This window comes from Pandoraea sp. SD6-2, from assembly GCF_000389825.1.
Lineage (GTDB): Bacteria > Pseudomonadota > Gammaproteobacteria > Burkholderiales > Burkholderiaceae > Pandoraea > Pandoraea communis.
Map to the genome: position 1 here is coordinate 204,069 of NZ_KB944434.1, position 19,671 is coordinate 223,739.

General features: G+C 55.8%; 12 protein-coding genes and 5 pseudogenes. 7 read left to right on the forward strand and 10 right to left on the reverse strand.

Going from position 1 to position 19,671, the window contains the following annotated elements; all coding sequences use genetic code 11:
* Positions 1 to 25 precede the first annotated feature (25 nt).
* The 6 genes from wecB to C266_RS09665 are packed head-to-tail and all read right to left on the reverse strand — an operon-like array spanning position 26 to position 7,147.
* Positions 26 to 1,147 carry a non-hydrolyzing UDP-N-acetylglucosamine 2-epimerase gene (gene wecB / locus C266_RS09640; RefSeq protein WP_010808291.1) on the reverse strand — a complete coding sequence of 374 codons (1,122 nt, stop codon included), beginning with the start codon at positions 1,145 to 1,147 and terminating at the stop codon, positions 26 to 28.
* On the reverse strand, positions 1,144 to 2,730 hold the full coding sequence (locus C266_RS09645) for a polysaccharide deacetylase family protein (RefSeq protein ID WP_036662318.1): 1,587 nt from the start codon (positions 2,728 to 2,730) through the stop codon (positions 1,144 to 1,146). The genes wecB and C266_RS09645 overlap by 4 nt, the downstream gene beginning before the upstream one ends.
* A complete protein-coding gene (locus C266_RS09650) occupies positions 2,727 to 4,109 on the reverse strand; it encodes a phenylacetate--CoA ligase family protein (protein WP_010808289.1) in 1,383 nt (460 codons plus the stop codon). The genes C266_RS09645 and C266_RS09650 overlap by 4 nt, the downstream gene beginning before the upstream one ends.
* Before the next feature lie 27 nt (positions 4,110 to 4,136).
* Positions 4,137 to 4,910, reverse strand: a complete 774-nt coding sequence (locus C266_RS09655; protein ID WP_144265774.1) for an ABC transporter ATP-binding protein — start codon at positions 4,908 to 4,910, stop codon at positions 4,137 to 4,139.
* Position 4,911: 1 nt separating this feature from the next.
* The gene (locus C266_RS09660) at positions 4,912 to 5,745 is read right to left on the reverse strand and encodes an ABC transporter permease (protein ID WP_010808287.1); all 834 of its coding nucleotides are present in this window, start codon (positions 5,743 to 5,745) and stop codon (positions 4,912 to 4,914) included.
* Positions 5,732 to 7,147, reverse strand: a complete 1,416-nt coding sequence (locus C266_RS09665; RefSeq protein WP_036662321.1) for a mannose-1-phosphate guanylyltransferase/mannose-6-phosphate isomerase — start codon at positions 7,145 to 7,147, stop codon at positions 5,732 to 5,734. The genes C266_RS09660 and C266_RS09665 overlap by 14 nt, the downstream gene beginning before the upstream one ends.
* 388 nt (positions 7,148 to 7,535) lie before the next feature.
* On the opposite strand from C266_RS09665, the gene C266_RS09670 reads away from it, so the two are divergent.
* From C266_RS09670 to C266_RS09695, 6 genes and pseudogenes are all read left to right on the forward strand, one after another.
* A complete protein-coding gene (locus C266_RS09670) occupies positions 7,536 to 9,086 on the forward strand; it encodes an EAL domain-containing protein (protein ID WP_168162888.1) in 1,551 nt (516 codons plus the stop codon).
* A 449-nt stretch (positions 9,087 to 9,535) separates the two neighbouring features.
* Positions 9,536 to 9,880: pseudogene (locus C266_RS09675) on the forward strand (transposase); the annotation flags it as partial.
* 144 nt (positions 9,881 to 10,024) lie between these two features.
* Positions 10,025 to 10,433, forward strand: a pseudogene (locus C266_RS09680) (transposase).
* 32 nt (positions 10,434 to 10,465) lie between these two features.
* Positions 10,466 to 10,777 (forward strand): annotated as a pseudogene (gene tnpB / locus C266_RS09685) (IS66 family insertion sequence element accessory protein TnpB); the annotation flags it as partial.
* 77 nt (positions 10,778 to 10,854) lie between these two features.
* On the forward strand, positions 10,855 to 12,369 hold the full coding sequence (locus tag C266_RS09690; protein ID WP_371257060.1) for an IS66 family transposase: 1,515 nt from the start codon (positions 10,855 to 10,857) through the stop codon (positions 12,367 to 12,369).
* Between the two features lie 40 nt (positions 12,370 to 12,409).
* Positions 12,410 to 13,006 (forward strand): annotated as a pseudogene (locus C266_RS09695) (plasmid pRiA4b ORF-3 family protein).
* A gap of 344 nt (positions 13,007 to 13,350) precedes the next feature.
* Here the strand turns inward: C266_RS09695 and C266_RS09700 are convergent.
* The 3 genes from C266_RS09700 to C266_RS27375 form a co-directional block, all read right to left on the reverse strand.
* Positions 13,351 to 16,689 carry an ATP-binding protein gene (locus C266_RS09700; RefSeq protein WP_010808282.1) on the reverse strand — a complete coding sequence of 1,113 codons (3,339 nt, stop codon included), beginning with the start codon at positions 16,687 to 16,689 and terminating at the stop codon, positions 13,351 to 13,353.
* 182 nt (positions 16,690 to 16,871) lie between these two features.
* The gene (locus C266_RS09705; protein ID WP_010808281.1) at positions 16,872 to 17,516 is read right to left on the reverse strand and encodes a response regulator transcription factor; all 645 of its coding nucleotides are present in this window, start codon (positions 17,514 to 17,516) and stop codon (positions 16,872 to 16,874) included.
* A 69-nt stretch (positions 17,517 to 17,585) separates the two neighbouring features.
* On the reverse strand, positions 17,586 to 17,987 hold the full coding sequence (locus tag C266_RS27375) for a response regulator transcription factor (RefSeq protein ID WP_144265771.1): 402 nt from the start codon (positions 17,985 to 17,987) through the stop codon (positions 17,586 to 17,588).
* A gap of 618 nt (positions 17,988 to 18,605) precedes the next feature.
* Here C266_RS27375 and C266_RS28045 point away from each other — a divergent pair.
* A pseudogene (locus tag C266_RS28045) lies at positions 18,606 to 18,869 on the forward strand (DDE-type integrase/transposase/recombinase); the annotation flags it as partial.
* Between the two features lie 95 nt (positions 18,870 to 18,964).
* Here C266_RS28045 and C266_RS27700 read toward each other — a convergent pair.
* A partial coding sequence (locus C266_RS27700; protein WP_010808280.1) for a hypothetical protein occupies positions 18,965 to 19,671 on the reverse strand: 707 nt, incomplete at its 5' end.

The window sequence follows — 19,671 nt, forward strand, 5'->3', positions numbered from 1 at the left end:
CACAGCGTGGCTATTGTCGGCCGCACTAACCACGGAACACCTCGAATGTCTGCCCCAACAGACTGGCAACGACGCGCTCAGATGCAAGTCCATCGCCGTAGGGATTGGGATGATTGTGCAGCATCGCCCTTCGCGCAGGATCATCTAGCCAAGACATCACCGCAGCCTCAATGCCTTTAGGATGCCGACCCGCGAGGGAAGCAAACCCTGCCTCAATACCTTCGCACCGCTCGGTATGGTCGCGCATCACCACGACGGGCACACCAAACGTCGGTGCCTCTTCTTGAATCCCCCCGGAATCGCTAACCACAAGCGTACTTTGGCTGATGAGATATAGGCTCGAAGCGTAGTCCACCGGATCGATAAGGGCGAGATTCGGAAGATCACGGAGCTCTCGCATCACCGGTCCAACTACCGCAGGATTGAGATGGACGGGAAACACCCACTGGTACTGTGAATATCGACGACACAAGTTGCGAAGTACCTGGCAAATTCCGATTAACGTATCACCGAGATTTTCACGGCGATGACAAGTGATCAGAACATGAGGCCGTTTCGCCGAATTCCACATGAGTAACCTGAGGCTCTCTGGCGCTTGCGCCCATAACTGTCGAGTCTGAAAAATCGCATCGACGACTGTATTTCCAGTGACAACGATGCTCGCGTCATCGGTTCCCTCTCGCAGTAAATTCTTACGCGCCAGTTCCGTCGGCGCGAAATGCCTGCTGGCAATCCGGGCCAACAGACTCCGATTCGCCTCCTCGGGAAATGGATTCCCCATGTCCCCGGTACGCAATCCAGCTTCTAAATGTGCGACGGCAATACCTCTGTGGAACGCCGCCAATGCGGTGCATAGCGCTGTCGTCGTATCGCCGTGCACCAAAATCCAATCGGGACGAACACGTTCAACCACACCATCCATTTCCGTCAGCAGCTTCGCCGACAGCATGTTCAATGATTGCCCCGGACTCATCGTACTCAAACGAATGTCCGGATCAATCCCGAAGAAATCCAGCGCCTGCACAAGCATCTCTCGGTGCTGTCCGCTCGTGCAAACGACAGTTTCGATCTTCGTTCGCATGGCTTCGATCACCGGAGCGAGTTTGATCACTTCGGGGCGCGTCCCCATGACGACCAATACCTTCATATGCACCGCGCCAATGAATCGACGGCAACACGCTCACCTCGGAACTCGACGGAGAGCGACAAGCGATCAAACGACGGGCATTGCTGCGGCACCTGCACCCGAAACTTGCCCTCGTCTTCCGTCACATTGGTCTTCGATTTCGCAAGCAGAAAATCGAGTGCGACGTCTTCGTTCATGAAAAGCGGCTTGCTTGCGCGAGCCGAGATATAAGCTATCAATTGCTCGTGTGCATCGATACGCTCTGCTTCGGTCGACCAGCCATACTGATAACGTTTGGAAAATGGGTGATCAAGGTACCCAAACAACGTTTTGGATTGGTAGGCAATGTCGAAGGCTCGCTTGAACGTCTCAAGCGGATCGCCGTCGGCCAAAAGGCAATCTCCGTGGAACATCGTTTGCTGGCTATGTCCGATAAAACCACTCGGCATATTTGCAAGCATGCCGCCACGCGCGATCAGGAATTCCGGATCATTGCGAATGATGCCCCCCACACATCCCTCGTAGCCGGCATCAGACAGCGCTTCGAGTGCATATGCCGGATTCTGATGAAACGGCGACACTGCGTAGCGGATAGGCCTCCCCGTTATCGCCTCGATCCGTTGCTTGGACTCAATGCACTCGGATAATGCAGCGTCATAGCTCCCCCCCCAATTCGAGGCATGCGTAGCCGAATGCGACAAGATGGCGGTGGAGCGGTCGGAAGCCAGCTCGCGAAGAGCATTGCTATCCGCTGGACTGTTAAGGTTCGAGGTATGAACCGCAAGCGAGAAAGGAATACCGAGGCGTTGATACGCATGCCAAAGGGCCCGAACCGATTCCACACATTCGTCACAATCCATGCGCGAAGTGATGGCCGCATCGTAGCCCCATGGAATCTCACTCAGCACGGGCTGGCAAGGAAGTCGACTTGCTCTATGCGCTGACAGAAAATTTTCAATCAGGCGCCATTCGAACGAATCGCAAGGCCCTACTGATCGGTTGAACCAAAGCAAACCTGCCTCACCCAGCTCCCACAAGCCGCCGTAAGAATATGCGCGCGCTCCGTCAATATGGACGGAAGCAAGTCGCGCCTCTGTAGGAACATCCAATGGCTCTTGAACCGACCAGACTGATCTGTCGCTGCGAATCGCACCGAATCCCAAATTGTTCCATTCGTCGGCAAAATCGAATCTCTCGAACGGGCGCACCCACTCATCGTCTGCCCCGAGACTGGCCGCCAGCGACGTGTACTGCACTATCGCACCACTCTCACTTGCACCGCCCAACATGGCTGGAGCGCTTCGCGCTGCGCTAGCCATCGACTCAGGCCAGGATGACGTCCGGACACAACCCAGACGCTGTGCGAGTAACGCCGGTATGCGGCCGAATATCAGCAGTTTGCCAGGCGTAGCGTCAAGCCATTGGAGCAAAAGGTCGCCCCACATGTCGGGCGCGTCGACCGCGACAAGTATCGACTTATCGCGCAATGCTGAAGGACACGGCGATATTCGATGAGCCTGGGTGGCGCTGACTGAGCGGCGTAAAGCGGCGATTACAAGCCGCCCGGCATCTGCCGATGGTGCAGGGAACAGTACGCCAATCATGGGGCCACCACGCGGCGAAACTTGGCTCGACGACCTACCCGCTGAAGTTCATCATGGCCACAATACGAGATCGTGAATGCGCCTCTCCAGTATTGCGTCAACTTTCGCGTAGTCGTGCCTTCATCGGCCCAGGGTTCGAGCACAATACGCAACGTGGGCGGAGATGTCCGCAGATCAATCTGAAACTCTTGTATGCCACCCACGCGATGATCGAGAACATCCTGAATGTGATGAGTCGGATGCGATATGCCATTTATTGGAACGACATCGTGTATCCTCCCGACGACGTCCGCCAGGAAAATGCCACTCTCACGACGTTCGATGCGAGCGAGGTCTCCCGTCGCGTATCGAATCATGGGCATCAAGCGGTTTCTGAATCCAGTGAAGACGAGCTCACTCACCCCGCTGTCCTGCCCGTCGGCCTGACGACTTTCCGGCCAGCATTCCGATTCGAGAACCTGGAGCCCGACGTCGGATTCGTCAAGCTCATATGCTACGACGCCAAGTTCCGCGAGGCCGTAACGATTAATCACTTGGCAACGCAACGCCCGCTTGATGATCTCGCGCTGATGCGGCGCTAACAACTCGCCGCTCGACTCAAACACGTCGAACGTCGAGCCGCCACCATATTTTCGATCCACGTATTGTGCCAGTGCATATATCGTCGACGGGTGAGCCTGCACCAGAAACGGTTTGCGTCGAAGAAGCGTTCTCCAGATTTCCTCCAACCCCTGATCGTCGATGCGGTTGAAAAAAATATTGCTTCGGTTCATTGCGAAACACTTAAGGTCTTCGCGCGAAGGCCATTTCGGCAGCTCATCCTCGGGAAAACGACAAGCGAAATGCAACTCAGAGCGTAGCTTGTGTTTGCCAATGCGCTGACGCGCATAATTGGAAACCGCAGACGAATAGTCGACGGCTTCCTGATCATAGAAGATAGTGCAAGATGACCCCGTAGATCCACCAGTTTTGCAAGCGTGGTATCGACTGTCTCTTAGCGGCCGAGAATGTAAACGATCTCCCTGCTCACGAATGACATCCTTAGTCAGAAATGGCAAGTCGTCGAGGTAACGTACATCTCGCAGGACGCTCATCGGATCAAAGTTCGTCTTGCGAAACAAGTCGCGGTAGTAGGGCACACAGTTACCGGCAAACTGCAGAATGCCGGTCAATCGTCGAATTGCAATTTCCCGACGCTGCCCGAATGGCAGCGCATAATGAGATCGCAACTCTGAGATTTTCGACCGGATATCACGCCCTTCGAGCCGCTCAGCGAACGGGTAAGCCACGTACGCACCAATCGCCTGCTTCAGAGTGCGGAATGGTTGATGCTGAAGGAGCGTCTCACCGTAGCGAATTATTGAATGATCTGCACGCATATGCTACGACCGTTTCCCGACCTCAAATCAGAGATGATCAAGCTCATAGTCAACTTGTGGCATGCCCCCTGCGGCAAGAGCAGCAACTGGCTCGTCGGACGTTATCCTTCCGTGCTCAATGTTGATTCGTCGAGTACATACCCGTTCAATCAAAGACATGTCATGCGTCGCGATGACGACAATCGATGAATTCCCGACCAGCGCCTCTAAACGCTGTTCAGCCTTAGCGTTGAATTCAGCGTCACCAACGCTAAGCCACTCGTCCATGATCAGGATGTCCGGCTCTATGCTCGTCGAAATTGCGAACGAGAGTCGCAGCATCATTCCGCTAGAATACGTGCGCACAGGGAGGTTCAAATACTCACCGAGCTCGCTGAAATCCGCGATTTCATCCGTCTTTTTTCGAATATTCTGCGGCTTCAAACCATCAAGGATGCCGCGAAGATAAATGTTCTCGAAACCCGTTGCGTCGGGATCCAACCCCATTGATACGTCCAGTAAGGATGCAATCTTTCCCTGGACTCGCAGCGTCCCTCGCACCGGCTCGTACACACCGGATAGCACCCGCAGTAATGTGGTCTTGCCCGCCCCGTTGTGACCAATGAGTCCAACGCGCTCACCATCCGTGAAGTGAAAACTCAGATCGTCAAGAGCCCTGACGACCGTGTGCCTACCGGCATCCTGAGCAATTCGCCCCCCCGTTGTCAGATTTAATACGGACTTCTTTAGCGACCGATGTGAGTTCTCGTATATGGGAAACTCGACGCATATCCGCTCGGCTAAAATTGATGATTTCACGATATCAAAGCCAATAAGGAACGCGATTTCTGGCACGCAACATCAGCGCTTGCGCTACCGCAAATCCAACTACCAGTAAGCCAGCGGACCATACCCACGACTCCCAATGTAAAGGGCGTCCCGTAATCGGTGCGCGTACGGTTTCGATCAGATGGTATAAAGGGTTGTACTCTGCTGCCCAAGTGCGCTGCTTCAGAATCTCAGGCGACCACATGATTGGCGTAAAGAAAAAAACGACCTGAACAAGGCTCACAACAATCGGCGGGATATCTCTGAACCGCGCCCCCAAAACCCCGAGAATGATGCCGAGCCAGACGCCATGCAGTAAGAGCATGAACAGCCCCACGGGCACAAGCAAAAACTCTCTCGACGGCCAACGACCGAAAGCAACAAGCGTCAGCACGACGACGGGAAGGCTGTGCAATAGAATCAGGAAATTTCGCCAAACAACCCTGCAAACGTGAATCGTGAGTGGAATACGAATTTGCCTAATCAGATAAGCCGAGCTGATGAAAGCGTTGCACCCCTCATTAGCTACCGAGGCCAAATAGCCCCACAACACCAATCCCACTGCGAGATACGGCAAATAGTCTTCCACTTCTTGGTGCAGGATTGTTGAGTACAGAACCCCCAATACCAAGACCATAATGGCTGTACTGAGCGTGAACCAGAACGGCCCAATGATTGAGCGGCGATAGCGCTGCCGAATATCGTGCCACCCTAACGCCGCCCAGACACGCACGGACTTCAAGCCGACGATCAGGTCATCACGACCGTCATGGCGTGCCAAGTCATCGGATGAAGCGCCAGCCCCCTCCCGCACGTCAGACGCGCCCATAGACATCTTCAAAACGAACGATGTCATCCTCACCGAGATAATCGCCCACCTGAACTTCAATGAGCACAAGCGCGGTGTCACCGGAATTCTCAAGGCGATGCTTCTGTCCTGCTGGGATATAGGTAGATTGATTCGCAGAGATAACGAACCCCTTATCTCCATTGATCACCGTCGCTACTCCTCCCACTACAATCCAGTGCTCACTGCGGTAGTGGTGCATCTGCAAACTAAGACTGCCGCCCGGCTTGACCTCAATACGCTTAATCTTGAAGTCCGCACCCTCATCGAGAACGGTGTAGCTTCCCCAGGGGCGAGACACTGTGCGGTGCGTTTTATGAGTAACGTGGTCACTCGCCTTCAACTGTGCATAGATATGCCTTACATCTTGCTCCCTACCGCGACCGGCAATCAGAAGTGCATCCGGCTCATCAACAACGATCAGGTTATCGACACCAACCGCACCGACCACGCGATCACGACTGGCTAGATAGCAGTTGTCGACGTCAAACAAGAATGCCTCGCCTTTCACCCGATTGCCGTTACCATCCGGCTTGCAAAGCTCTGTGAGCGCAGCCCAAGAACCGATGTCACTCCAACCTATATCGCACGGCACGACCGCCAAGTTGTCACATTTCTCCATCACGGCGTAGTCGATGGAACACTCCCGCACGACACCGAAGCTCTTCGACTCAAGCTGGATCTGAATGCCGTTATCATCCGTCAAAATGGGGGAAGAGCGCAGGCACGTGGCAGTGTCATTCAGGATATCGGGGCAATGCTGCCTCATCTCGCGCAGCATTGTGGATGCCGCGAAGCAGAAAATGCCAGAGTTCCACAGAAAGTTTTCTGACTGTATGTATTCGCGAGCCTTTTCGAGCGTTGGCTTTTCGACGAAACGCAACACCCTACTTCCGGCCGCCTCGATATAGCCATAACCAGTCTCAGGCGACGCAGGATTGATGCCAAACGTAACGACCTGCCCCAGTTCCGCCTTTGCAACTGCACGCTCAACGGCAGTTCCGAAAGCGCCGTGATCTGAGATCAAGTGATCGGCAGCAAGCACCAGCATCAACGTATCTTGTCCGTGGGTGTCCGCAGCATGTGAAGCCGCAGCAGCGATCGCAGCAGCGGTGTTGCGACCTACTGGCTCACAAAGGAACGTTGCGGCCAGCCCCCTCTCGTTAACCTGCCGAAACTCATCCACCACCTGATGATAAAGATCCCGGCTCGTTACGACGTAGACCTGATCAACCCCGGAAAGGCCTGCCGCCCTCAAGAGGGCCTTTTGCAGAAGGCTCAGCCCGTCCGAAAGCTTCAGAAATTGCTTCGGATGCGACTCACGAGAGACTGGCCAAAGCCGCGCCCCAACCCCGCCACACAGGATCACAGGAATTAAACTCACGGCAACCTCCCTCCCATCATTTCAATTACCATCCCAAAGCGCTCAACAACGAGTACGGATAACATCGGGCGATCATCTGAAAAATCGAAGAAACAGAGAATGGGCCGACGCCCAAAGCAATTGAGCTTAGGGCACTGAAATCTACAGACCGACCCGCCCCCGATAGCTTCTCGCCACGCAAAATCCAACCGAATGGGCGCCGCCCCATTGAATCAAAGCGCAGCATTGGCAAGTATGGCGCCAACTCTCGCGAGCGCGCGGCAGACGCACGCGCAAGCCTCGCCGCGGGAAAATAGCCAATGGATGACGGGCCTACACGCCTAGGAATGCCATGAGAATAAAACGCCCCGCCCTTGTGTTCGCCTCAATATTTGTTACGGGCGCGATCATGATTGCCTCTGTCGTATCGGGCATATACATTGCCAATCGGCAAATCCGGCGCAACGAAATCGAGGCGCTGCAGGAATTCGCCGAGCGCGCGGTCAAACAAGCCGACCTCGTACAAGGGCAAGCCGCTCAAGCGCTGCAAGCCTCCGAGGCGCTTCGAGCAACCACCTGCTCTCACGAATATCTGAAGGCCATCGGGCGTGTCACGCTCAGTTTTCGATACGTCCGGGATGTCGGGGCGTATCGTGAAGATAGGTATTTATGCTCGTCGTTGCTTGGCGACATTCGCGCAGACGGGATCGAACTCGGGACACCTGATTGGACATCCAAATCGGGATATCGGATTTGGACCACACCGAGGAACACCCCCGGCAAGCCACAGGAGAGTTTTCTCGTCGGCCGAAACGGTCACTTTGTCGCCGTTGATCCAATCATGTTTGTTGACCTCGTAGACATCGACCGCCGCAGCATTGCAGTCATTGACACCGAAACTGGCAATCTAATTGCAAAAACCCCCGGTAGCGAATCTGCACCGATGCTGGCCGCCTATCACGGTGGAGGCGGCACTGACGCCGCCGAATGGAATTACGTGGTCACAACATCACACAACCACCCACTAACGATCGTAGTAAGAGCCAAGCATCTGGCCGCAATGACAGCTGGCGGATGGATTATCGGCTGGTGGGCCCTATTGGGGGGGCTCGTCGGAAGTGCCGTGGCTTGGGGGGTGCTCTGGTTCCTATCTCGACAGATTTCAATGCCAATAGCGTTGAAATCCGCGATCAAGAAGAAAGCGCTCGACGTGCACTACCAGCCGATCATTGACTTAAGAACCGGATCAGCGGTCGGCTTCGAAGCTCTCGTACGGTGGCAACTAGGCAATAAGCAAGTTCCCCCAGACGAGTTCATTGCCTTAGCAGAGAAAGGCGGTCTGATCCAACAGTTGACCGACCTCGTGACCAGTACCGCACTCTCAGAACTGGCTGACGTGCTTTCATCGACCCCATCTCTCTACGTCTCCATCAATGCAAGCGCATCCGATTTAGAAACGGAACGATTCACACAGCTACTCCAAGATTGCTGCCAAAAGTTCACCATCGCCCCACGACAGGTCCGGGTGGAGATCACGGAGCGCAGCCTCATAGATACAAGGTCCGCGCGCGAAACACTAAAGGCACTCCAGCACGCCGGGCACGCGATATATATCGACGATTTCGGAACTGGGTACTCAAGCCTCAGCTACCTGCATAAGTTTGACGTAGACGCACTCAAAATCGATAAATCATTCATCGATGCCATCGGACGCGATTCAGCATCGAGCCTAATTGCGCCGCACGTTATCTCAATGGCCCAACACTTAGGTATTGGGGTCATTGCCGAAGGCGTAGAGCTGGAGTCACAAGCCGCATACCTGCTCGCACACGGCGTGCGCTATGCGCAAGGATGGCTTTATGCTCGCGCAATGCCGATTCTCGACCTAAAAGCATACCTCGCAAATCAGGCCAACGCCCCCCTCTCAAGGGATGCAGAACACTGCGAATACAACACCTAGGCGGAATACCAGAAAGACCGCGCAACGTCTGGGCTGCGCCCCATGTATGCGAAGCTATCATCTTAGGTATCCTATTTGAATTATTGCTATTCAAGGAATGATTGGCGGTGCGATTTTCGAAACGGCACAAGAACTTACGCGATGATGCAACTTCACGAGACCGTGAACCCGAGTTTTTCCAAAAAATCCCCGATTTATTTGAAAAGAACAGCCACCGCCACTTTGGAGATGTTGAGTTACATCTACTTTTACTAGCGGTATTATTTACATTGATCGGAGTTTGCATTTTATTCGCCGCCGTCCTGGCTGTAGCTCCCGATTGGCTGCCCTGCCTCGGATAATTCGTCGGCAGCGACGTTAACAGACCGTTGAATACCTCCCGCAGACGTCATCCGAGCGGGAGGGGCAAACGTTGAAACAAGGAATCGACCAACACTGAGAGCGAAACGATGCGCGGAGCGGACGGCTACACCGAGACGATGTTCACGATGGCCAAGCTCGATGACTTCGTGCCGATCAATCATCCGCTACGACCGATTTGCCTCTGGCTGAACGACACTCTGAAGCGCCTGGATGGAGTGTTCGCGCGCATGTACGAAAGTGACGCGAGAGGCGGCAGGCCGAGCATCGCGCCTGAGAAGCTGATTCGCGCATTGTTGCTGCAAGTGTTGTATTCGATTCGCAGCGAGCGCATGCAGATGGAGTAAATCTCCCGCAACATGCTGCTTCGTTGGTTTGTGGGCTTGGCGATGGACGATGCTGCGTGGGACCACTCGACGTTCAGCAAGAACCGAAAATGAATCGAGCAGGTGTTTGGCCGGGGCAAAAACGGTTGGGCGGGTTCGGCAAATCATGTGCCGAGGGCGCGGTAAGCGTGTCCCCAACACCGTCTCGACGATGTGAAAGGAAGTTGCCAGAGTAGTCCCCACCAAAAAGTAGTGGGGACCACAGTGGCGACAGAAGCACCGAAGAGAACTTCACGCAAAGGCATTCCGAATCACCCCATCGAATTCCGACGGCATCTGGCCAAACTGGCCTGCGAGCCGGGCGTATCGGTGGCGCGTCTGGCGATGGAACACGGGGTGAATGCGAACCTGGTGTTCAAATGGCGCCGAGCCCTGCGTGCCGGCGAATACGATCCGGGAGATTTGCTGCCCGTGACGGTGGAGGCGCCGATGCAAGAGATTGAGCAGCCGGCTCCGGCACCAGTTGCCAGCGCTGCTCCAGCCGGCGCCATCGAGATCAGCATGGGCAACATCCGCGTGCGCATCGAAGCGCTCACCCAACGAGGCCACGTTACTGCTCGTGCTCCGCATGTTGCGCGGCACGTCTGGATCGACAGCATGATCGGCCTACCTAGCCACACGAAGATCTGGTTGGCCACCGGCGTGACCGACATGCGCTCGGGTTTCAATAGCTTGGCTGCGAAGGTCCAGACCGTGCTGGAGCGAGACCCGTTCAGCGGCCACGTGTTCTTGTTCCGCGGCAGGCGTGGCGATCTGGTCAAAGTGTTGTGGTGGAGCGGCGACGGCATGTGCCTTCTGATGAAACGTCTGGAACGCGGTCGGTTCGTGTGGCCATGGGCGGACGGTGGCGTGGTGTGCCTGAGCCAGGCGCAACTGTCGATGCTGCTCGAAGGTATCGACTGGCGGCAACCGGTACGCACGACGGAGCCGACATCGGCGTTGTAAACCTGTCGGCCGCCGCGTAGACTGCCGGCATGACCACGGCAAACGCCTATCCGGACGACATCGAAGCGCTCAAGGCCATGCTGCTTGAGCGCGATGCACGCATTGGGCATCTGAAAGATGTGGTCGAATCGCACAAGGCCGCGAGCGCCACCGCCAAGGCCGAGATCGAGCATCTGAAGTTGCTGATCGCGAAGCTACGCCGCATGCAGTTCGGCCGCAGTTCCGAGAAGCTCGACCGTCAGATCGAGCAACTCGAGTTGCGACTGGAAGAGCTCGAGGCCGACGAAGGTGCTGCCCCCATCGAGATTCCGAAGACGCCGCGTACCGCACCGGAACAAGCGCCGCGCAAACCGCTGCCCGAGCATCTGCCACGCAAGATCCAGACGTACTGGCCGCAATCGGGCGAAACCTGCGCGGCGTGCGGCGGCCCCATGAAGCAACTCGGCGAGGACATCTCCGAGCAGCCGGAATATGTACCGGCCAGCTTCCGCGTGATCCGCCATGTGCGCCCGAAACTTGCATGCACGTGCTGCGACCACATTGCACAAGCTGCTGCGCCGAGCCGCCCCATCGAGCGCGGCCTGGCTGGTCCGGGCTTGCTGGCCCATGTGCTGGTCTCGAAGTTCGCGGATCACCTGCCGCTGTATCGCCAGTCGGCGATCTATGCGCGTGAGGGTGTCGATCTGGATCGCTCGCTGCTGGCGAAATGGGTGGGCCATGGCGCGAGCCTGCTGCAACCACTGGTCGACGCCTTGCGCCGGCACGTCATGGCGGCCACGAAACTGCATGCGGACGATACGCCAGTGCCGGTGCTCGCGCCAGGTAATGGCAAGACCAAGACCGGACGGCTGTGGGTCTATGTTCGCGACGACCGGAACTCGGCCGACATGACGCCGCCGGCCGTTTGGTTCGCCTATACGCCCGACCGCAAGGGCATCCATCCGCAGCAGCATCTCGAATTGTTCAACGGCACGTTGCAGGCCGATGCATACGGCGGATACCAAGCGATTCACGAAACCGGGCGGGTAGCCGAAGCAGCCTGCTGGGCACATGCCCGGCGACAGTTCTACGAACTGCACGCCGCACGCCCGAATGCCTTGAACACCGAGGCGCTGGAACGTATCGGCGCGTTGTACAAGATCGAGGAAGAGATCCGGGGCAAACCACCCGACGAACGCCGAGAGTATCGACAGGCGCAAGCGCGTCCACTACTCGATCAACTCCACGCGTGGCTGAGCGCCATGCTGGAGACGCTCTCGCGCAAATCCGACACGAGTCGGGCGATTCTCTATGCACTGAACCGTTGGGAAGCGCTCACGCGCTACAGTGACGACGGGCGTCTGGAAATCGATAACCTGCCAGTTGAGCGCGCATTGCGCGGGGTGGCGATCGGGCGACGGAATTACCTGTTCGCCGGTGCGGACTCAGGTGGCGAGCGTGCGACGGCGATCTACAGTCTGATCGGTACGGCCAAGCTCAACGGCATCGATCCCGAGGCGTATCTGCGCGCCGTGCTCACGCGCATTGCAGACCATCCGATCAACCGGGTCGAAGACCTGCTGCCCTGGAATGCGACCACTCTGGCGTCGTAAGGCGATAATGCCGCTGGCTTCCCGTTCTCCCGGAGATCAGATGGCGAAATCGTTCCAGCGCTTTACCCTGCACGTGCAGCTTCAACACATCGCGCCGCCCATCTGGCGCAGGATCGAGGTTGAAGGAACCGAGTCGCTGCGCAAACTGCACCATATCCTGCAAGCGGCCTTCGGTTGGGAGGACACCCACCTGCGCGACTTCCTGATCGATGGTATGACCTATGCCATGTTCTAGGTCGATGACGTGCTGGACTTCGCTGATCCGGGCACGACCGCCGATGACCGCAAGGTTCGACTGCAGAAGGTCCTGAAACCTGGCTCGCGCTTCCTCTACCGGTACGACTTCGGAGACGGCTGGGATCACGCCATCGTCGTTGAAAAAATGGAAACCATTGAGAGCGAGCCGTGGGGCGCGGCCCAGGTCATTGATGGTGCTCGCGCGTGCCCGCCGGAGGATGTGGGCGGCCCGCATGGCTACGAAGCGTTCCTGAACGCGCTATGCAACGATCCAAATAGCGAAGAGGCTGACCATTACCGAAACTGGGTCGGCCCCGGCTTCGACGCCGAACTGTTCGATTTGCGTGCTGTCAATACCACACTGCTACGCATGGCTTCCAATCGTTGGGGAAACCGGTAACTCACACCGTCAACACGGTATTGGCTCCACGCTTACAGGGCGCGCGCGGGTCGAGCAGTTGTTCCTGATGACGCAGGCTGCCTACAACCTCACGCACATGCGAACGCTCGCAGCGAAAGCGGCGTAGAGGCGAAACTCAGCGAGCGAATGACATCGAATCGGTCTGAATTAAGGAAATCCAGCATCAATACGACATGACCCGAATCGGCGCGGCAGCGCTTTTGGAAAGCCACCACCCGCCACAACGGGAATACTTCAACAGCCTGTTAAGCCGCCCGTATCGCATCCCAATGCGAATTGAACCTGATAAGAGGGCCGCTCTCCTGACGAGACTAGCCCCCCGTTCAGATAACGGACAAAAGACCTCTCTGAGCACCAAGGGCTCGGGAGTGTCGGCTGTAGATAGCGACCACTCGATCTACGGCATCGATAAACTCAACGACCATAGACACGGCCTTTTCATCCTCATCTTGCGCCAGCAATTCGCCAATTCTCACCGCCTCGTCAACGAGAATTCGATTGCCCAGCGCAGAAAGGGCCCCACTTGTCCGATGGAGCAGTTTAGCCAGTATGGAGCGATCACTGGCAAGCATGGCCTGTCTCATCGCATCTCGATCCGTCTCCCAACTGCGGATAAATGCGGTCCACATTTGTATTTTGACTCCCCAATTGGGAGAGTCGCTACGATAGTTTTTTTTCCAAAGCGGCATGCCTCCTAAGCGCGTAGATCCTTCGCGTTTCGATACGAGCTCGAGCGCTCGGGACAAGGCATCAAGAAAAACCGGCTTATGTAAGATGCCTGAGAAACCTGACGTATTCGCGACCACTTCGCCGCCCGCCGCAGTCACAACAATCACACTCGTCTCATCATTGCTATCCCGTAACTGAGTCAAAACTTGACGCCCCCCCATGTTGGGCATATTCAAGTCGACCAGCAAAATGTCCGCCTTTCTCTGATAATGCAGCCCAAGCGCCTCAGCGCCATCGGTCGTCACCCTGACATCGGAGTACCCTAACCGGGCTAATTGATCGCTCAATAACACACGATTTACCTCGTCGTCATCCGCAATCAGGATGCTTTCCTTGTGGCAAGGCGCGGGCAGGGATGGAGAGGAAGGAATCTCTCCCGGGACCTCCGTCCACAACGAGATCAAAAATCCCACAGATTCGAGCGGATCAAGTGATGAAAGATGCCAATGATCATCAGCTGCTTTGGCTGCCTGCATTGGGCCATCGGGCGTTAGAAGGAGCGCACCCAACGCGGCAGGAGTGACGCGCGCGTCCGGAAAGACCTCGTTCGCCCCACCGTCATATAGGGCGATGGTCATGTGACACGAAGAATCGATGGTCTGTTTCACAGTAGCACCGGCAATTGTCAGGCGCTCGATCAAATAATCAACGCCATTCGCCCCGGTTTGCACTACGCAAACAACCATTCCATCCAAGCTCCCCGCGTACCCCGTGGACGCCGATACTGCGGAAGCGAGAACATTCACACGAAATCGGGCTCCATAACCGAGTTGACTCGACACTTCGACATCCCCCTGCATCAGCAGGGCCAACTGTCGGCAAAGATACAGACCCAATCCGGTCCCCCCAAATCGTCGAGCAATCGTCTCGTCAGCCTGCTCAAGGGCACGAAAAAGCGATTGCTGCGCCTCTTCTGCAATGCCGATACCCGTGTCTTGAACATCGACCCATATTCGCACCATCGAATCTAATTCGATTGCCATTCGAACACGAATCGAAATCGCGCCACTTCCCGTAAACTTGGTGGCGTTACTAAGCAGGTTATGGAGAATTTGCGCAAACCGATGGTCGTCGAGCATAACCGCTCCGTCCAACGCGGGCTCCACAGCGCAGGAGAGCGAAAGCCCCTTCCCTGTCACTATTGGCGCATAGTTCTGAACACATCGAGCCACGACACGGGTGACACAAATTTGACGGGGTGACAATTTCAGCCCCCCTCCTTCAATCTTGGCCACGTCAAGCATGTCATTGACCAACGTCAACAATCCGTCAAACGAACGCTGAATGACATTAACTCGCTTGCGCTGCTCAGCCCCAAGCTCCTCCTGTGCAAGCAACTCCAAGTTACCCATCGCGCCATGCAGGGGCGTTCGAATCTCGTGACCAATTACAGCGACGTATTGCGATTTCGCCTGATTAGCAAGCTCTGCCGCGGCTTTGGCAGACTGCAAAAGGGCCTCGGCGTCCCTTCTGTCTGATACGTCCTGCACGCCAATGACAACAACGTCTCCACCATCGAATCGGGCCACGGACGAAGTTACACCAAGATAGAGGCTTCGGCCGACGGAAACCACCCACTCAAGTTCCTGAGGTGCACGAACCTCCGGATTTGGTAATCCCAATCGCGCCACTTCGCCGCAAAAGCGCTCAAACGTTGCAACATCATTCGTTTCCAGCAAACTGCAAATGATGTTATTCGCAAAGAGAATTTCCCCGCCCTGCAACGAGCGCACGATCACGCCCACAGGCAAGGTACTCAAGACACATCGCCGAAATGATTCGAGCTCTACGACCTGAGCTGTTTGTCGCTCAAGTGGCCCTGCCACAGTCTTTCGATAAAAAAAATACCCCCCCCACAGAAGAATGAGCACTAGCAGCAATATTCCGCAAGCCCCCCAATACACACCATCCACAGCTGAAAGAATGCCTCCAAAAGGTATGACATAGACCGCTATCCAGTCCGGCCCCGAGACCCGCTGAAAGATGACCAATGCTCCACCCGCCCAAAATACCCCGCCATTGGCGGCACTGACTATTCGCTCCTTTTCACGAGCAACAAGGTCGTACACTTGACGATCCTCCGCGCCGCTAACACCATACTTCAGGGGGTCGCCGTGTTCCGAGAACACATAAAATCCCGGAAGGTTTTCCTGGTTTCGAAAATGTTGAACAAACTGCGCACTTGGTATCCCGACGGCCAACATCGCGACACGTTCACCATCCCGGATCATCGGAATAACAAAACTCGCCGCATATTCAGCCCCCCCTTCTCTTTGCGACAGCCAAACGGGCCGACGACGCTCGTCACCGAGGATGCCGTCATGGTATCCATTTTCAATCTCGGCGATCAGGTTCTGCGCGGCCCCACGCCGTCCCAGTCTACGAGCGGAATCTTGCAATTCCAATTCATCGACCATAGGCGATACCGCAAGAAATGCTCCATCCGGCGCGTACACCATTGCCGTTAAATGAACACCCGATTGCCGGCGAGCGTCAATTGCGGGTGCCGATGACAAACTTCGGACAATGCGTAGGTATTGGCTAAGACGTGCTTCCTCACTCGCACCGGTCAGATCACTCAGGATAGTAAACGGAGCTGCAGTCAGATCATTCGCACTGTGTACCAGCCCATCATTCGCGAGGAGGGCCTGCTGATATCGGTGCACCGGAATCGTCTCGCGTTCGTGAAACGACCAGAGCCCCTCGTACATATCAACGAATTGCATCAATCTCGCAGAAACTCGATTAGCGGTCAGCTCCAATCGTTCTCGCCTTTCGATGAATTCATTCATCTTCCGTTCTTGCGCGTGCTCCCACCCTCGGGCCAATATGAGGATCGAGGACGCAACCAACGCAAACGACAACAATATCTGGGCTGCCAACAAAGCCGTTGCGTTATATCTCCAGGCCTTCGCAATGAGGGACTTCGACATGCTTACCTCCGAAGGGCGGCCCCCTCACTGCGCATGCAGGCAGCAGGAGAAGCAGGACATAGCCCGCTCCAATCGTCAGCGGCGCACTAGTCACGAATATGAATTACGTTCAATAGGTTCAATGTCACCGGCCGTCGGCATCGAGGTGCGTTGTCGCCCCACCTCCAATGACCTGGTGAAACCTAATGGTAATTTCTAACCGCAGTGACAAGCTCAACATCATTCTTGACACCGAGCTTCTGCATGGCGGCATTCTTCTGATTGCTAATGGTCTTGGGGCTACGTTTGAGCCTGGTTGCTATCTCGGTGATGGACAGCCCATCGCAGATCATTCGAACAACGACCGCCTCCTTCTCCGAGAGCGATGCCAGCCCTACGGCTTCACGCCTCCCCGAGTAAATTGTGGCGAGTAATTGGCTCGCCAATGACTCTGGGAGATATCCGGCCTGCCGATTTACGCTGCGAATCGCTTGGCCCAGATCGGCATAGTCCGCCTTGTCCTTGCCAATGAAGCCAGCAGCCCCGGCGCTCATCGCCTCCACAATGATGTGCGGCGCGGTGTGCATGCTCAAGAAGAGGACTTTCGTTTGCGGCGAATACCGTTGAATACGCCGCAACAATGCAACTCCGTCAGCGTGGGCGTCCGAGGTAAACTCATAGTCGCATAGCAGAACATCGACGGGGTTGTCCAGCAAGCATGACATTAGATCAGTAATATTGTCGACAAGAAACCGAACATCAATATCCGCACACCGACTCAGTGCACTTTGTGCGCCAAGCAATACGACCTGATGATCGTCTGCAACCCCAACTCGAATTTTTTCCATCCCGATCCTCCTGCAGCAACACTTAAGCTCACCGGATCGCATCAGCCCATCCAGTAAGCACCTTCCTACCTAGCAGGGATACCCACCGCCGGCGGCAGCTCTGACAACAGAAGGAAGTGCGGCAAACTCAACCGCCCCGCCAAATACAAAATCAAACACCCCATCCACGATTACCGCGCCATTGCGAGGCGGGGGGCCGACCAGCACGATACAGGGGATAGAAGCCTTGTTCTGGCCGCCATCATGTTTCCATCGTTTGCACAGATCACCGAACGACATGGCATCACAAACAATGACACCTCCATTCTCGATAGGGGCTTCTTTCACGCGGGCAGAGAAAATCACTGAGATTCCCTCATCATGACTCAATACCCCCCTGATGGCACTGCGGACAATATCACTATCCGAAACAATCCCAACACGCACCATGCCTTTATCGCAATCCACCTCTCCCACACACATTTCCACCATAACAGCCTCGAGAACAGGACCAAAAAGAGTGTTGCTCTCCGACAGCACGCCAAAAATAGGCGTCAGCCCAAATCATTCCGGCCGCGCAAATTGCAATTTTTTTTGAAAAAAAAATGAAAGAGAGCCAGCTCCCCGACACCTATGGTTAAGACTCTCCCCCGGCCAACTAATAGCGGGGTTTACGCTTAGAATTCGGCTGTAGTCTGACGGAGGACACCATGCGGGGCGACGGGTATTCACGCGAAATGGCCTGGCTACACGCGGTAACTCTAACCTGCTGCACCCTGATCGGCACGAGTACAGCTCACCTTATTCTGCTATCACAACTCCGCTTCGAAAATCTGCCGGACGCCAATCAAGCACGTCCATCGGGAACATGTGATTCACCAACAACGTGCTCCGATCTGCTAATTGATTTTCCCTCGGCGCGCCAACTGAGTATCAAACCAAGCCCCCCCAAAAAAACAACAATAGTAAGATTCATTTCTTACAACACCCGGAAGATGCGCAACGACAGAGGCGCGGACACCCTCAACGAAAATGCACAAGTTCATCACAATAAACAAGGAAAGGACGCGCCCCGGAAGGGTAGCGGCCTAATCCCTCCGGGCACTTGCTTACAAGCGAGCCACCATCGAGCGAGCGGACATTCCGAATCGCCAGTCCGTAGTGGATGCACCCAATCGAGTTTGGCGCCGTAACATCACTTACGTCTGGGCTCAGGGCCGATGGCATTATTTGGCCCCGGTTTTGGACCTGTTCACACGCCGCGTCGTTGGTTGGGCGCTCTCAACGCGCCCTGATGCCGATTTGGTGGTGCAAGCGCAGGAGATGGCGCGGTCGGATAGCGGAAGAAACTTAACGCGGTGTCCGGGGCGGGTTGACCACTACAGGCGACTTGGCCAGCCCTGCAAGACTGGCTCGCTAGCCGGTTACCTTGGGCTGCATGATACTTATTTGGTACCTGACCGAAAGACTCAATTGCCTCGGTATAAGTCGCTTGTGATCGAAGGCATCACGCGTCGATAAAGTTCGGTTAGGTCGGCGGAAGTCGCATTGGCTTTCACCGCCTCGATTAGCCTTAAAATATCAATGTCACGAGATCGCCCACATCGGGAATCGCGAGTCTGCTCACATTCGAGCGCCAACTCAAGCACACATTTGACTCTGGGAGTCTTCTCGCACTCAATAGCTCTTATCAATAAATCGAAATGTTGCTCCCGGTCCGTCGGTACCTGATCAGACGCAGCCTTAGCCCGTGCTTGCGCATCGTCGGACTCCCGCTTTTGCGCTTCCAACCGCCGCCCATCAAGGGCCACCTTCTCCTGATCGAGAAGCGCCTGTTTCGCAGCCGCATCTGAAGCAAGTTTGGCAAGCCCTAACGCATCAATAGACTCCTGGGTTTGCCATTGGCGGCGCAAATGGTCCGTCTGTGCCTGATCAGACGCAGCCTTAGCCCGTGCTTGCGCATCGTCGGACTCCCGCTTTTGCGCTTCCAGCCGCTGCCCATCAAGGACAGCCTGCCGCTGAGCGTCCGCTTGCGCTTGGTCTGACGCGCCCTTAGCCCGCGCTTGCGCATCAGCAAGCTCCCGCTTTTGCGCTTCCAACCGCCGCCCATCAAGGGCCACCTTCTCCTGATCGAGAAGCGCCTGTTTCGCAGCCGCATCTGAAGCAAGTTTGGCAA

Bases quoted from the DNA above. Each gene is read 5' to 3' on its own strand.
- wecB (WP_010808291.1), bottom strand. From the start codon at position 1,147: ATGAAGGTATTGGTCGTCATGGGGACGCGCCCCGAAGTGATCAAACTC.
- C266_RS09645 (WP_036662318.1), bottom strand. From the start codon at position 2,730: ATGATTGGCGTACTGTTCCCTGCACCATCGGCAGATGCCGGGCGGCTT.
- C266_RS09650 (WP_010808289.1), bottom strand. From the start codon at position 4,109: ATGCGTGCAGATCATTCAATAATTCGCTACGGTGAGACGCTCCTTCAG.
- C266_RS09660 (WP_010808287.1), bottom strand. From the start codon at position 5,745: ATGGGCGCGTCTGACGTGCGGGAGGGGGCTGGCGCTTCATCCGATGAC.
- C266_RS09670 (WP_168162888.1), top strand. From the start codon at position 7,536: ATGATTGCCTCTGTCGTATCGGGCATATACATTGCCAATCGGCAAATC.
- C266_RS09690 (WP_371257060.1), top strand. From the start codon at position 10,855: ATGCTGCTTGAGCGCGATGCACGCATTGGGCATCTGAAAGATGTGGTC.
- C266_RS09700 (WP_010808282.1), bottom strand. From the start codon at position 16,689: ATGTCGAAGTCCCTCATTGCGAAGGCCTGGAGATATAACGCAACGGCT.
- C266_RS09705 (WP_010808281.1), bottom strand. From the start codon at position 17,516: ATGGAAAAAATTCGAGTTGGGGTTGCAGACGATCATCAGGTCGTATTG.
- C266_RS27375 (WP_144265771.1), bottom strand. From the start codon at position 17,987: ATGGTGGAAATGTGTGTGGGAGAGGTGGATTGCGATAAAGGCATGGTG.